This is a genomic window from Arthrobacter sp. Bi26 (assembly GCF_918697925.1).
GTDB lineage: Bacteria > Actinomycetota > Actinomycetes > Actinomycetales > Micrococcaceae > Arthrobacter.
On sequence record NZ_CAKKMF010000001.1, the window covers coordinates 73,708 to 86,396 of the forward strand.

Below are 12,689 nucleotides of genomic sequence, written 5' to 3' on the forward strand. Positions count from 1 at the left end.
ATCAACCGCATGCCGCGGCCGACCATCCTGTCCCCACGCCTCATTTCATCATCGCCGCGTTGAGGTGAGCAGTCCAGTCCCGGCAAGCCGGTTTCGCCCGCCGGTGACTGGCCGGCCCGCTACGCCGGACGGCCGGTGGGGTCCTCCGCCGTCGGATCCGCCAGCGCCAGGCCGCCGACAGGGCTGTCGTCCCAGTGGATGAGCTCCCAGCCGCCGTCGGGATCGCCTTCCAGCGCCACGATTCCGGTGTTGTCCAGCACGTGCTTGATGGCAAAGTCCGGTTCGATGTTGCCTGCCCGCAGGCCGGCCCACACCCGGATGGCTGCGCCGTGGCTGACCACGGCCACGGATCCTGAACCGCCCCCGCCGTTGGTCCGTGCCGCTATTGTGGCGATCGCGGCGTCGTAGCGCTCGAAGAAGTCCCGGCCGCTGGGGCCGGCAGGCATCCGGCGGTCCAGGTCGCCGTCCGTCCAGGAAAAAATGGTGCCGATGTACCGCTTGTGTGATTCGTGGTCCGTCAGCTTCTCCAGCGCCCCGGCTTCGATCTCGTGAATGCCCTGCAGCACCTCGGTTTCCAGCCCGTGCACCCGGGCAAGCGGTGCGGCCGTGATCTGCGTCCGGATCAGGGTGGACGCGTAGAGGGCATGGATCCGCTCGTTCGCCAGGGCGCGCGACAAGGCCTCAGCCTGCCGCTCCCCGAGCTCGGTCAGCCCGGGCCCCGGGTGGGCGGTGTCCAGCTGGCCGAGGACGTTCCCGGGCGTCTGTCCATGCCGGATGAGCAGGAGCCTCACTTGAGGTGGTCCACCAGCTGGTCCGCGATGCCCGTGTACTTGCCCGGGGTCAGGGCCAGCAGCCGGGCTTCGGCGTCGGCGGACAGGCCGAGCCCCTGGACGAATTCCTGCATCCGGGCAGCATCCACGCGCTGTCCGCGGGTCAGGTCCTTGAGCCGCTCGTACGGATTCTCCATGCCTTCGACGCCGGCGATGGCCTCGGCGCGCATGACCATCTGGATGGCCTCGCCGAGGACTTCCCAGTTTGTGTCCAGGTCAGCGGCCAGCACGTTCTCGGCAACTTTGAGCCGGTCCAGGCCCTTGGCGACGTTCGAGATGGCGAGCAGCGAGTGGCCGAACGCCACCCCGATGTTGCGCTGCGAGGAGGAGTCGGTGAGGTCGCGCTGCCAGCGGGAGGTGACCAGGGTGGAGCCCAGCACGTCCAGCAGGCCGGAGGAGATCTCAAGGTTGGCCTCGGCGTTTTCGAAACGGATCGGGTTCACCTTGTGCGGCATGGTCGAGGAGCCGGTGGCGCCTGCCACCGGGATCTGCACGAAGTAGCCGATCGAGATGTAGCTCCAGATGTCGGTGCAGACGTTGTGCAGGATGCGGTTGAACCGCGCGACGTCGGCATAGAGTTCGGCCTGCCAGTCGTGACTTTCGATCTGGGTGGTGAGCGGGTTCCAGGCCAGGCCGAGGCCTTCGACGAAGCTCTTGGAGACATGCTCCCAGTCGGCGCCCGGGACGGAGGCAACGTGGGCGGCGTAGGTGCCGGTGGCGCCGTTGATCTTGCCGAGGTATTCGGTCCGGGCAATCCGGTCCAGTTGCCGGTTGAGCCGGTGCGCAATCACAGCCAGTTCCTTGCCCAGCGTGGTGGGCGTGGCGGGCTGGCCGTGGGTGCGGGAGAGCATCGGCACGGCGCGGTTGTCCTCGGCCATGGCGCTGATCTGGGCAACGAGGGCGCGGGCCGCGGGCAGCCACACGTCCTCCACGGCCCCCTTGACGCCCAGGGCGTAGGAGAGGTTGTTGATGTCCTCGGACGTGCAGCCGAAGTGCACCATGGCGGTCAGGTGATCGATCCCGATGCCGGGCAGGCGGCGGCCGATGTAGTATTCGACGGCCTTGACGTCGTGCACCGTCACCGCCTCGATCTCGGCCAGTTCGGTGACGGATCCGGCGTCGAACTCCGTGACGATCGCGCGCAGTTGCTGCTGCTGTTCCGCAGTGAGCGGGCCGGCCCCGGGCAGGACGCTGTTGCCGGTCAGGTGGATCAGCCACTCGACCTCCACAGCCACGCGGTCGCGGTTCAGGGCCGCTTCGGAAAGGTAGTCCACCAGCGGCGCGACGGCGGACTGGTAGCGGCCATCCAGCGGGCCGAGCGCGATCTGGTGGTCGGACGCGGCGAGGGCCAGGCGTCCGGACGGCGTGCGGGTATCAGCTGTGGCGGCAGTTTCAGGCATGTGCCGATTCTTTCACGAAGTGCCGCCGGCCCTTAAGCGCGCCCGTCGTTATGACTTTGCCGCGTGACTTTGCCCGGCCGGTACCAGCCGGCCGTCCGGGGCGTTGTCCACATAGCCGGGCGGCGCACTTCAGCCGGCCCTGGCCGCCCGTTAGCGTCGGTTCATGAGTAGTTGGATGTCGCAGAGCAGTCATCTCAGGGCAGCGGGATGACTCAGGGCAGTGGGATGACGCCGACCAGTGGGATGGCGCCCGGACCGGCGGGCAGCGTGGCTGTTTTTGGCGTGACGGCCGCCGATGCCCTCGAGTGCGCGTCACGCAGCTATGAAGTCCAGCAGCTCGCTGGGCGCGTAGCGAGGTGCGCCGATGAGGCGGACGCGGTACTCGCCGCGCTCGCCCGGCTTGAGCTACAGACGTGGCAGTCACCGGCCGGCCGCGCCTATCGGCTTGCCTTGTCCCTGCACGCGGCGGCGCTGCGCAGGGGCCGGGACTCCCTGCTCGATGCTGTTGCTGTGGTGCTCCGGCACGCCCGGAACGTGGCGCAGCCTGCGGACCGGATAGGCCCCTGATGGCCGAGGCGACTCCGGCAGGCTCCGGAGGCACCCCCGGGGTTTCAGCGCCGCCGGCAGACGGCAGTCTGAGAATCCGGGGTGGCATCGGCGGGGTGAGCTTCCAGTTTGAGGAGTTGCTGGCCGGTGCCGCGGCACTGGACGGGCTGGTCCGGCAGCTGCAATCGGTTGAAATGGAAGCCGACGCCGCCCGGCGCGCCCTTTTCCCCTATCAATCCGACTCCTACTCCAGCGGCAGCAACGCCATCATCGCCGTGGGGGAGGCTGGCCGGGACGTCGGCCGCGTCCGGTCACAACTTCAGCGCATTGGCGACGACGTCCGCGCCAGCCACCGCGAGTACGAATACGCCGAAGCCCGGAATGCCCTGCTGCTGCGGATGGGGCTTCACGGCTCCGAGTACGGCGCAGCGCCGGAGCCGTTCGCCCTACCGGGGGTGCGCAGCATCGCCGAAGACTGGATCGCCATGGCGCCCCGGAATCTTGCCGCGCTCCTTGGCCTTCCCGGGCCCCTGGCTGCCGTCGCCGGAGCCCTGAGTGGGCCCACTGACATCCGTCGCCTGGTCCGGGACGTTTCGGACGCGCCGGGGCTCATGTTCCTCAAGCCCAGGCCCGTCAACATCGTGGGCCGGGAGACGTTTTCGGCCGACGTCGACCTCTCACCGGCCGGGCTGTTGCGGCGGGCCGGAGCGGTGGGGGAGCAGGGTGGCCGGATCGAGGTGATAGAGGTCGACGGCGGGACCCGCAAAGCGTGGGTGGTGGTCATCCCGGGAACCCAGCAGGGCGGCCTGCCGGAAGGCACCAACCCCTTTGACCCCGCCGGCATCGCCGAGGCCCTGGGCTACGACTCGGCATCGACGGCGGGCGCTGTCCGGCAGGCCTTGCAGCAGGCCGGAGCCGAGGCCGGCGATCAGCTCGTGGCTGTCGGCTACAGCCAGGGTGGGATCCACGCGATGAACCTCAGCAAGGACCGGGCCGTCCTGGCCGAGTACGATCTCAAATTCGTGCTGACGGCGGGCTCGCCCGTTGGCGGCATCAGCCCGGCGCCGGGGATCCGCAGCCTGCACCTGGAACACGAGCAGGACTGGGTGCCGGGAGCAGACGGACTGGCCAACCCGGACACCAGGGACAGGGTGACCGTGACCCTCACCAACCCGCTGGCCGTGCCGCCGCTGCAGGACTTCGGCCTGGGTCCGGGGCACCGGCTGGGGAATTACGCGGACGGGGCCGCGCTCGTCTCGGCGAGCCGGGACAACACGCTGCAGGACTCCACGGCTGCGCTGGCCGCAGTAGTAGGGACCGGCGGGGCGGCGACGGTCACCCGGTTCTCGCTCCGGCGCGAGGCCCGGCCGGCACCGCGGGGAACGCCGGCGGCGCCGGGCCCTCCCACGGCTTCGGGGCCGCGGAACGGCCCGGGAGCCCCTAGCGATCGAGGGCGGGAAGGAAGCTGGCCACGAGGGACACCGCGCTGATGATGATGGCTGCGAACACGGCAGTCCAGAAGAACGAGTCGATGGTGAAGTGCACAACGGTGTAGCTGCTGATCCAGGACGTCAGGTAGAGCATCGCTGCGTTGATGACCACCGTGAACAGGCCCAGGGTGAGGATGGTGATCGGCAGCGACAGAAGGCTGACGATCGGCTTGACGAATGCATTAACCAGGCCGAAGATCAGGCCGATAAACAGGTATCCCAGGATGACGTTGATGGTGCCGTCGCCCTGGGTGGAAATATCCAGCCCGGTGAGGATCCAGCAGGCGATTGCCAGGGCCAGCCCGTTGATGATGACTCGTACGATGAATGAGCGCATGGCCCCATGCTGTCATACGCCCGGCGGCAGCGGCAGGGACCATATTCCCCCTGGCGGCAACGAGCATCCCCCAACAGCGGCAGCGACCCGAAGTAGGCTAGTTGGCATGACTTCATCAGAGAACCCGGCCGGGGGCATCAAGCCCCGTCCGGTGGTAGACCTCCTCCCCCGCTACGCGGCCGGAAAACCGCCCGCCCCCGTGGAAGGCCTGGTCAGCTACAAGCTGTCCTCCAATGAAAACCCGTTGCCCCCGATCCCTGCAGTGCAGCAGGCCATCGCGGCGCAGACCGACTTCAACCGCTACCCCGATCCGCTCAGCAGCAAGCTGCGCGAATCGCTCGCCCGCTTCCTGGATGTTCCCGCCGAGGACATCGTCACGGGCGCCGGCAGCCTGGGCGCCCTGAACCAGCTGCTGACCACCTTCGCCGGCCAGAACGACGACGGCAAGGCCGACGAAGTCATCTACGCCTGGCGCTCGTTTGAGGCCTACCCGATCTGCGTTGGACTGGCGGGCGCCGAGAGCGTCCGGATCCCGCTGACGGCCGACGGGCGGCACGACCTGGACGCCATGGCTGCCGCAGTGACCGCCCGGACCAGGATGATCCTGCTGTGCACGCCCAACAACCCGACCGGACCCATCTTGACCACGGAGGAAACGGAGCGCTTCATCAATGCCGTTCCGGCCGACGTCGTGGTGGTCATCGACGAGGCCTACCAGGAATTCGTGCGCGCCGGCGACGCTGTGGACGGCATCGCCATGTACCGCAAGTACCCCAACGTCGTCGTCCTGCGGACGTTCTCGAAGGCGCACGGCCTCGCCGGTCTCCGCGTGGGCTACAGCGTCTCCCGCCCCGACCTGACGCAGCACCTGCGGGTCGCCGCCACACCCTTCGCGGTGTCCCAAATCGCGGAAACGGCTGCCGTCACGTCGATCGAGCACTTCGCTGACGTTGTAGAAAGGGTACAAAGCCTGGTGGACGAACGGGACCGGGTCACGGCCGGACTGCGGGAGCTCGGATGGTTCGTTCCGGAGGCCCAAGGCAACTTCGTCTGGCTCAATCTGGGCGCAAACAGCGCGGAATTCGCCGCCCTGGCGGCCGAGCGGGCGCTGTCCGTGCGCGCCTTCGGCAACGAGGGCGTCCGGGTCAGCATCGGCGAACCGGAAGCCAACACCCGGTTCCTGGAGCTCTGTGCGATCTATACAAAACCGCCGCGGCGTTCCTAGCGCTTAACACGGCGCGTTCAGTCCGCCCTGTGCGGCTAAAGTAAGGACCAGTAAGCCAAAATATATGCCGGGCGGGGAATGTATTCCCTGTCCGGCATATATCCCAGCGATTGCGGCGCATTCGGATGCGGCAAGCAAGGAGACGGTATGGGCGCCACACATCTGCCCTCTACCGAGTTCGACGGAACCGAGATGGATGACCAGCTCGAGGCGGAGGCCGAGGCCCAACTGGGCGCCCCGGCAGAGCCGATGGTGCAGTTGCTGGGCCCTGACGGCACCCTGGGCTCGGACCCGGTTTTCTCAAAGTACGCCGAGAAGCTGGATTCGGACACGCTGCGCGGCTTTTACGCTGACATGGCCAAGATCCGCCGCTTCGATGTGGAAGCCACCGCCCTGCAGCGGCAGGGCCAGCTGGCCTTGTGGGTGCCGCTCACGGGACAGGAAGCCGCGCAGATCGGCTCCGGCCGGGCCAGCCAGCCGCAGGACTACATCTTCCCGACCTACCGCGAGCACGGCGTGGCCCTGACCCGGAACGTGGACCTGGCCGAGCTCCTGCGTCAGTTCCGTGGCGTCTCCAACGGCGGCTGGAACCCGAAGGACACGAACTTCCACCTCTACACGCTGGTCCTGGCCGCCCAGACCCCGCACGCCGTGGGTTACGCCATGGGCATCCAGCGGGACCAGAAGCTGGCGGCCGCCAACGCCGCCGGCGGTGGGGATGCGGGACAGGCCGTGGAGCCCAACGCTGCCGTCATGGTGTACTTCGGCGACGGAGCCAGCTCCGAAGGGGATGTCCATGAATCCATGGTGTTCGCCTCGTCCTACCAGGCGCCCGTGGTCTTCTTCTGCCAGAACAACCACTGGGCGATCTCCGTGCCGAGCTCCGTGCAGACCCGCATCCCGCTCGCTAACCGCGCCAAGGGCTACGGTTTCCCCGGCATCCGGGTGGACGGCAATGACGTGATCGCCGTCCACGCCGTCACGGAGTGGGCGCTGGAGCAGGCCCGTGAGGGCAACGGTCCGGTCCTGATCGAGGCGTTCACCTACCGGGTCGGGGCGCACACCACAGCCGATGACCCCACCAAGTACCGTGGGTCCGCCGAGGAGGGCCTGTGGCGGGCCAAGGACCCGCTGGCGCGGCTGGAGAAGTATCTCCGGGCCGAGGGCCTCGCGGACGACTCCTTCTTCGAGCAGGTCAAGGCCGACGGCGACGAGCTCGCCGCCTATGTCCGCAAGACCACCTACGACCTCGAAACCCCGGACATCCGGACTGCCTTCGCCAACACCTACGTGGAGGCCCATCCGCTGGTGGCCGAGGAACTGGCCTGGTTCGAGGAATACAGCGCAGGGTTCGCCGACGCCGAAACCGCACAGGCAAAATCAGGTCCGGCACAGGCTGGGCAGACAGACGGGGCGGCCCAGTAATGACCACCATGACCATTGCGAAGGCCATCAACGAGGGCCTGCGGGCCACGTTGAGCAACAACCCCCGCTCGCTGCTGATGGGCGAGGACATCGGGGCCCTCGGCGGCGTCTACCGGGTCACTGACGGGCTGATCGCCGAATTCGGCGCCGACCGCGTGGTGGATACCCCGCTGGCCGAGTCCGGCATCATCGGCACCGCCATCGGCCTGTCCCTGCGCGGCTACCAGCCGGTCTGCGAGATCCAGTTCGACGGCTTCGTGTTCCCGGGGTTCAACCAGATCACCACCCAGCTGGCCAAGATGCATTCCCGCAGCAACGGCAACCTGACCGTTCCCGTCGTCATCCGGATCCCATACGGCGGCGGCATCGGCTCGATCGAGCACCACTCCGAATCACCGGAGGCCCTGTTCGCCCACACGGCCGGCCTGCGCATCATCACGCCGTCCAATCCGCACGATGCCTATTGGATGATCCAGCAGGCCGTCGACTGCCAGGATCCCGTCATCGTCTTCGAGCCCAAGCGCCGCTACTGGCTCAAGGGCGAGGTCGATACCGAGACCCCCGGCGCGTCCGCGGACCCCTTTAAGGCGCATGTGCTCCGCGAGGGCACCGACGCTACCGTCGTTGTCTACGGACCGCTCGTGCCCGTGGCCCTCGCAGCGGCGGAGGCCGCGGCCGAGGACGGCCACAGCGTCGAGGTAATCGACCTCCGTTCCATCTCGCCGATCGACTTCGACACCGTCACGGCATCGGTCCAGAAGACCGGCCGGCTGATCGTGGCCCACGAGGCCCCCACTTTCGGCGGCATCGGCGGCGAAATTGCCGCGCGGATCAGCGAACGGGCCTTCCATTCACTGGAGGCCCCGGTCATCCGCGTCGGAGGATTCCACATGCCCTATCCCGTGGCCAAGGTCGAAGAAGACTACTTGCCGGACATCGACCGCATCCTTGAGGCGCTGGACCGCGCCCTGGCGTACTGACGAGGACCCATGACGCTCAACAAGTTCAACCTCCCCGACGTCGGCGAAGGGCTAACGGAGGCAGAAATCGTCGCCTGGAAGGTCAAGCCCGGCGATACCGTGGCCATCAACGAGGTCCTGTGCGAGATCGAGACGGCCAAGTCCCTGGTGGAACTGCCCTCACCCTTCGCGGGGACCGTCACCGAACTGCTGGTTCCCGAGGGAGTCACGGTGGAGGTCGGCACGCCGATCATCAGCGTGAGCGACGCCGTCGCCGCCCCGGAGCAGGCCGCCCCGGCGCCTGCTGCCCAGGCATCTCCCGCCCCGGCGGCTCCCATGTACGGCACGCTGCAGGCTGACACGTCCGACGCCGGCGAAGCAGCCGGGAGGCCGGCCGGCGGCCCGCTTGTGGGCTCCGGTCCCAAGGCCGACGCCGTCAAGCGCCGGCGGCGGATTTCCGCCCCGGCGGCCACTTCGGCCGGCGCCGGCGCTGCCGCCCCGGTGGTCGAGCCGGGGGCCACGCCCGCCGGGTTCCCTGGCCGAGCTAGCGAGGCTGGGGAGCGGGTGGGGATTGAGGCCCACGACATCTGGATCAGCCCGGACGCCGTCGGCCACCCGGCTGCCGAGGCTGCTGGCCCGGCCGAGTCCATTGACCCGCGCCCCACGTTGGGCGGCGCCATCAGCGGCCTGGTCGGCAAGGTGCTGGCCAAGCCCCCGGTCCGCAAGATCGCCCGGGACCTCGGGATCAACCTGGCCGACGTCGTGCCCACCGGCGCCCGCGGTGAAGTGACCCGTGAGGACCTGGTGAGCTACCAGGCCCAGCGTGACGCCGAGGTGGACAAGGCGGACTCGTTCTGGGGCAAGTCCGGCCGCCCGCAGGACCAGCGGATCGAGCGGATCCCGGTCAAGGGGGTCCGCAAGGCCACCGCGAAAGCCATGGTCGAATCGGCTTTCGCGGCGCCGCACGTCAGCATCTTTGTCGACGTCGACGCCAGCCGCACCATGGAATTCGTCAAGCGCCTGAAGGCCTCCCGCGACTTCGAAGGCATCAGGGTTTCCCCGCTGCTGATCCTGGCCAAGGCGGTCATTTGGGCCGCGGCGCGGAACCCGAGTGTCAACGCGACGTGGGTGGACAACCCGGACGGCAGCGATTCCGCGGAAATCCACGTCAAGCACTTCATGAACCTGGGCATCGCCGCCGCCACGCCCCGCGGACTGATGGTGCCGAACATCAAGAACGCCCAGGACCTCTCGCTCAAGCAGCTGGCCCTGGCCCTGAACGATCTCGCCACTACGGCGCGGGCCGGCAAGACCCAGCCCGCCCAGATGCGCGGCGGCACGCTCACCGTGACCAACATCGGCGCCCTCGGCATCGACACCGGCACGCCGATCATCAACCCGGGCGAAGTCGCGATCGTGGCGTTCGGCACCATCAAGCAAAAGCCCTGGGTCCTGGACGGCGAAGTCATTCCGCGCTGGATCACCACCCTCGGCGGCTCCTTCGACCACCGGGTGGTGGACGGTGACCTTTCAGCCCGTTTCATGGCGGACGTCGCCGCCATCCTGGAAGAGCCGGCACTACTGCTGGACTGACCCCGAAACTGCCGGAGCCCCAAACGGCCGGAAGCCCCGAAACGACGGAACCCCGCCGCTGAACTATTCAGCCGCGGGGTTCGGTCAGTATCAGGCCAATTGGCCCGGGCGGCTCAGTTTCCCGAGTACGCGGTCAGCATCTGGACCAGCGCGGGATCGCCGCTCATGCCTGCGACGGCGGCCGAGGCGGCAAACATCAGGCCCGCGAGCACCACGCTGCCTGCGCTGATCCCGGTGAGGAACTTCCAGTCCTCACGGAGCACGCTGCGCACGGTGTCGGGCATACGCAGACCCGGGGCAATCAAGTTCGGGGCGCTGTCGGTTGATCCGTCGTCCAGGAACGCGACAACGCGGCCGGTGCTGCGGTCCAGGCGCATGGCGCTGATGTGGTTGCCGTGCCGGGCCAGCAGGATGTCGTGGCCAACCAGCTGGCGGCGCTGAAGAGTGATCATGGGGCTCCCTCGGTAGGTGGGTTCTTGGATGTCCGCACCATCGCAGGGCACTTCCCATTTTATCGAGCCGGTCCGTTCCGGCAGGCCCACTGGGCGGTGAGGCTGCCCACGGGAGGGGGTGATCCTCGTCAAGTCACAGTCACGTCGGAACACAGTCAAGCCGGAACACAGCCAAGTCCGCGCCGTCCTGTCCCGGCGATGCGCCCCGGGATTAGAGTGACACCAGCCGCCGACAGCCCGGGCGGACGCGGATCAAAGGAGATGTTGCGTGTTTTCAAGCCCGTACCCCGACGTCGAAGTTCCCAATCTCGGCATTTACGACTACCTCTTCGGCGCTCTGGCAGAGGAGGACCTGGACCGGGTCGCCATCGTCGACGGCGCCAGCGGTGCGGAGACCACGTACCGGGCGCTCCGCGGGCAAATCGATGCCCTTGCCGGCGCCGTGGCCGCCCAAGGCCTCGGAGTGCACGGCGTGGCAGCCATCCTGTGCCCCAACGTCCCCGCCTTTGCGACCGTCTTCCACGGCCTGCTCCGGGCAGGCGCCACGGTCACCACCATCAACTCGCTGTACACCGTGGACGAGATCGCCACCCAGCTCACCGACGCCGGCGCCAGCTGGCTCTTCACCGTCACGGCGCTGCTGCCGGCCGCCCGGGAGGCGGCCGAAAGGACCGGGATCCCGGCCTCGCGGCTCGTGGTGCTCGACGGCGCCGACGGCCACCCCTCGCTGGGTGACTTGCTCGCCATGGGCGCGCCGGCGCCCCGCGTCTCGTTCGATCCGGCCACGCATGTGGCCGTGCTGCCCTACTCGTCCGGCACCACGGGCCGGCCGAAGGGCGTCATGCTCAGCCACCGAAATCTGGTCGCCAACGTGGAACAGGCCAGGGGGCTGCTCGGCGTGGTCCCCGAGGACCGGCTCCTGGCGCTGCTGCCGTTTTTCCACATCTACGGGCTGACCGTGCTGCTGAACCTCGCCCTGCGCCAGCGGGCCAGGCTCGTCACGATGCCCAGATTCGATCTGCCCGAGTTCCTGCGGATCATCCAGGATCACCGGTGCAGCTACCTGTTCATCGCCCCACCCGTGGCCGTGGCGCTCTCCAAGCACCCGCTGGTTGCCGAGTACGACCTCGGCTCGGTGCACACCGCCCTCTCGGGCGCGGCGCCGCTGGACGGAGAGCTCGGCACCCGCTTGGCCGAACGCCTCGGATGCCGGGTCCTGCAGGGCTATGGCATGACCGAGATGAGCCCGGTATCTCACCTTATTCCGCGCGAAGCGGGCGACGCCCCCGTCAGCTCCGTGGGCTACACCGTGCCGAATATGCAGTGCCGCCTCGTGGACCCGGCCACGGGGGAGGATATTCCGGTTCCCGCGGACGGCACCAGCGCGCCGGGACATCTCCTGTGCCGCGGGCCGAACGTGATGCTCGGCTATCTCAACCGGCCGCAGGAAACCACGGACACCCTGGACGCGGACGGCTTCCTGCACACCGGGGACATCGCCACGGTGCGGGCGGACGGGGTGGTGACGATCGTGGACCGGCTCAAGGAACTGATCAAATACAACGGCTACCAGATCGCCCCGGCGGAGCTGGAGGCCCTGCTCCTCACGCACCCCGGCATTGCCGACTCCGCGGTGATCGGATCCCTCGACGCCGACGGCCAGGAAGTGCCCAAGGCGTTCGTCGTCCGCCAGCCCGGAGCGGACGGCGATGCCCTGGACGTGGCGGGCGTCATGGACTTCGTGGCGGCCAAGGTGGCGCCGTTCAAGAAGATCCGCCGCGTGGAGTTCATCGAAGCCGTGCCGAAGTCCGCGTCAGGAAAAATCCTGCGCCGGATGCTCCAGCCCGCGGAACCGGCCGAGGAGCCGGCCGCGGTGCCGGCCGCGGTGCCGGAGAAGCGGTAGCGCCTTAGTCGGCGTCGGTCTTGGCGATGTAGACGTCGCAGGGGGCGTTGTGGGCCACGCTGTTCGCAACGCTCCCCAAGACCCGGCCGATCCCGCTCATCCGTCGGTTGCCAACCACAATCATCAGGGCACCGGTCCGTTCGGCTTCCCGGATCAGGGCCTCGGCGGGCTTGCCCCGGGCGGCGGCGTAGGTGACGGCGATGTCCGGGCGGCGCAGGCCGTCCGCCACCGTCCGCGCCACCGTTTCCGCGTTGCCGGCGTCGGAAACGATCCACTGGTCACTGCCGCTGCCGAAGACCTGGGTCCTGTCGCTGTCAAAGGCGCTGACCACATGAAGTGTCGCCCCCACGGAAACTGCGAGGTCGCGCGCGGTGTGCGCCGCCCGCAGGGCAGTTTCACTGCCGTCGACGCCGACAACGATAATTCCGGTCATGGACTGCTCCTCTTTCAACGAGTAATGCTGTTCAATGCGCCTGTTCGATCGGCCCTGCTGTTCGACGGCTAGCGCTGTTCATGCGCCGCAGCGAAC

12 protein-coding genes are annotated in these 12,689 nt (G+C 68.2%); 7 read left to right on the top strand and 5 right to left on the bottom strand.

The window, feature by feature from the left end; genetic code table 11:
• Positions 1–119: 119 nt before the first annotated feature.
• Both LQV16_RS00370 and purB read right to left on the bottom strand, forming a co-directional pair.
• Positions 120–791, bottom strand: a complete 672-nt coding sequence (locus LQV16_RS00370; protein ID WP_229991936.1) for a histidine phosphatase family protein — start codon at positions 789–791, stop codon at positions 120–122.
• The gene (gene purB / locus LQV16_RS00375) at positions 788–2,230 is read right to left on the bottom strand and encodes an adenylosuccinate lyase (protein ID WP_229991937.1); all 1,443 of its coding nucleotides are present in this window, start codon (positions 2,228–2,230) and stop codon (positions 788–790) included. Before purB ends, LQV16_RS00370 begins: the two co-directional genes overlap by 4 nt.
• A gap of 225 nt (positions 2,231–2,455) precedes the next feature.
• Here purB and LQV16_RS00380 point away from each other — a divergent pair, with 225 nt between their 5' ends.
• A complete protein-coding gene (locus tag LQV16_RS00380) occupies positions 2,456–2,797 on the top strand; it encodes a hypothetical protein (protein WP_229991938.1) in 342 nt (113 codons plus the stop codon).
• A gap of 95 nt (positions 2,798–2,892) precedes the next feature.
• The gene (locus LQV16_RS00385; protein ID WP_229991939.1) at positions 2,893–4,266 is read left to right on the top strand and encodes a PE-PPE domain-containing protein; all 1,374 of its coding nucleotides are present in this window, start codon (positions 2,893–2,895) and stop codon (positions 4,264–4,266) included.
• Here the strand turns inward: LQV16_RS00385 and LQV16_RS00390 are convergent.
• On the bottom strand, positions 4,217–4,603 hold the full coding sequence (locus tag LQV16_RS00390; protein WP_229991940.1) for a phage holin family protein: 387 nt from the start codon (positions 4,601–4,603) through the stop codon (positions 4,217–4,219). The genes LQV16_RS00385 and LQV16_RS00390 overlap by 50 nt on opposite strands.
• A gap of 106 nt (positions 4,604–4,709) precedes the next feature.
• On the opposite strand from LQV16_RS00390, the gene LQV16_RS00395 reads away from it, so the two are divergent.
• The 4 genes from LQV16_RS00395 (at position 4,710) to LQV16_RS00410 (ending at position 9,805) form a co-directional block, all read left to right on the top strand.
• On the top strand, positions 4,710–5,828 hold the full coding sequence (locus LQV16_RS00395; protein WP_229991941.1) for a histidinol-phosphate transaminase: 1,119 nt from the start codon (positions 4,710–4,712) through the stop codon (positions 5,826–5,828).
• A 147-nt stretch (positions 5,829–5,975) separates the two neighbouring features.
• Positions 5,976–7,253, top strand: a complete 1,278-nt coding sequence (locus tag LQV16_RS00400) for a thiamine pyrophosphate-dependent dehydrogenase E1 component subunit alpha (RefSeq protein ID WP_229991942.1) — start codon at positions 5,976–5,978, stop codon at positions 7,251–7,253.
• On the top strand, positions 7,253–8,233 hold the full coding sequence (locus LQV16_RS00405; RefSeq protein WP_229991943.1) for an alpha-ketoacid dehydrogenase subunit beta: 981 nt from the start codon (positions 7,253–7,255) through the stop codon (positions 8,231–8,233). Before LQV16_RS00400 ends, LQV16_RS00405 begins: the two co-directional genes overlap by 1 nt.
• Positions 8,234–8,242: 9 nt before the next feature.
• Positions 8,243–9,805, top strand: a complete 1,563-nt coding sequence (locus LQV16_RS00410; protein WP_229991944.1) for a dihydrolipoamide acetyltransferase family protein — start codon at positions 8,243–8,245, stop codon at positions 9,803–9,805.
• A gap of 113 nt (positions 9,806–9,918) precedes the next feature.
• Here the strand turns inward: LQV16_RS00410 and LQV16_RS00415 are convergent, their stop codons facing one another.
• Entirely contained in the window at positions 9,919–10,257 is a 339-nt protein-coding gene (locus LQV16_RS00415) for a hypothetical protein (protein WP_229991945.1), read from the bottom strand.
• A 268-nt stretch (positions 10,258–10,525) separates the two neighbouring features.
• Between LQV16_RS00415 and LQV16_RS00420 the strand changes: the two genes are divergently transcribed.
• Positions 10,526–12,160, top strand: a complete 1,635-nt coding sequence (locus LQV16_RS00420; RefSeq protein ID WP_229991946.1) for an AMP-binding protein — start codon at positions 10,526–10,528, stop codon at positions 12,158–12,160.
• A gap of 4 nt (positions 12,161–12,164) precedes the next feature.
• Here LQV16_RS00420 and LQV16_RS00425 read toward each other — a convergent pair whose 3' ends face one another.
• Positions 12,165–12,593 (bottom strand): universal stress protein, encoded by a 429-nt coding sequence (locus LQV16_RS00425; RefSeq protein WP_229991947.1) that lies wholly within the window; start codon positions 12,591–12,593, stop codon positions 12,165–12,167.
• Between the last annotated feature and the right edge of the window lie 96 nt (positions 12,594–12,689).

Bases quoted from the DNA above. Each gene is read 5' to 3' on its own strand.
- LQV16_RS00390 (WP_229991940.1), bottom strand. From the start codon at position 4,603: ATGCGCTCATTCATCGTACGAGTCATCATCAACGGGCTGGCCCTGGCA.
- purB (WP_229991937.1), bottom strand. From the start codon at position 2,230: ATGCCTGAAACTGCCGCCACAGCTGATACCCGCACGCCGTCCGGACGC.
- LQV16_RS00380 (WP_229991938.1), top strand. From the start codon at position 2,456: ATGACGCCGACCAGTGGGATGGCGCCCGGACCGGCGGGCAGCGTGGCT.
- LQV16_RS00405 (WP_229991943.1), top strand. From the start codon at position 7,253: ATGACCACCATGACCATTGCGAAGGCCATCAACGAGGGCCTGCGGGCC.
- LQV16_RS00410 (WP_229991944.1), top strand. From the start codon at position 8,243: ATGACGCTCAACAAGTTCAACCTCCCCGACGTCGGCGAAGGGCTAACG.
- LQV16_RS00400 (WP_229991942.1), top strand. From the start codon at position 5,976: ATGGGCGCCACACATCTGCCCTCTACCGAGTTCGACGGAACCGAGATG.
- LQV16_RS00395 (WP_229991941.1), top strand. From the start codon at position 4,710: ATGACTTCATCAGAGAACCCGGCCGGGGGCATCAAGCCCCGTCCGGTG.
- LQV16_RS00415 (WP_229991945.1), bottom strand. From the start codon at position 10,257: ATGATCACTCTTCAGCGCCGCCAGCTGGTTGGCCACGACATCCTGCTG.
- LQV16_RS00425 (WP_229991947.1), bottom strand. From the start codon at position 12,593: ATGACCGGAATTATCGTTGTCGGCGTCGACGGCAGTGAAACTGCCCTG.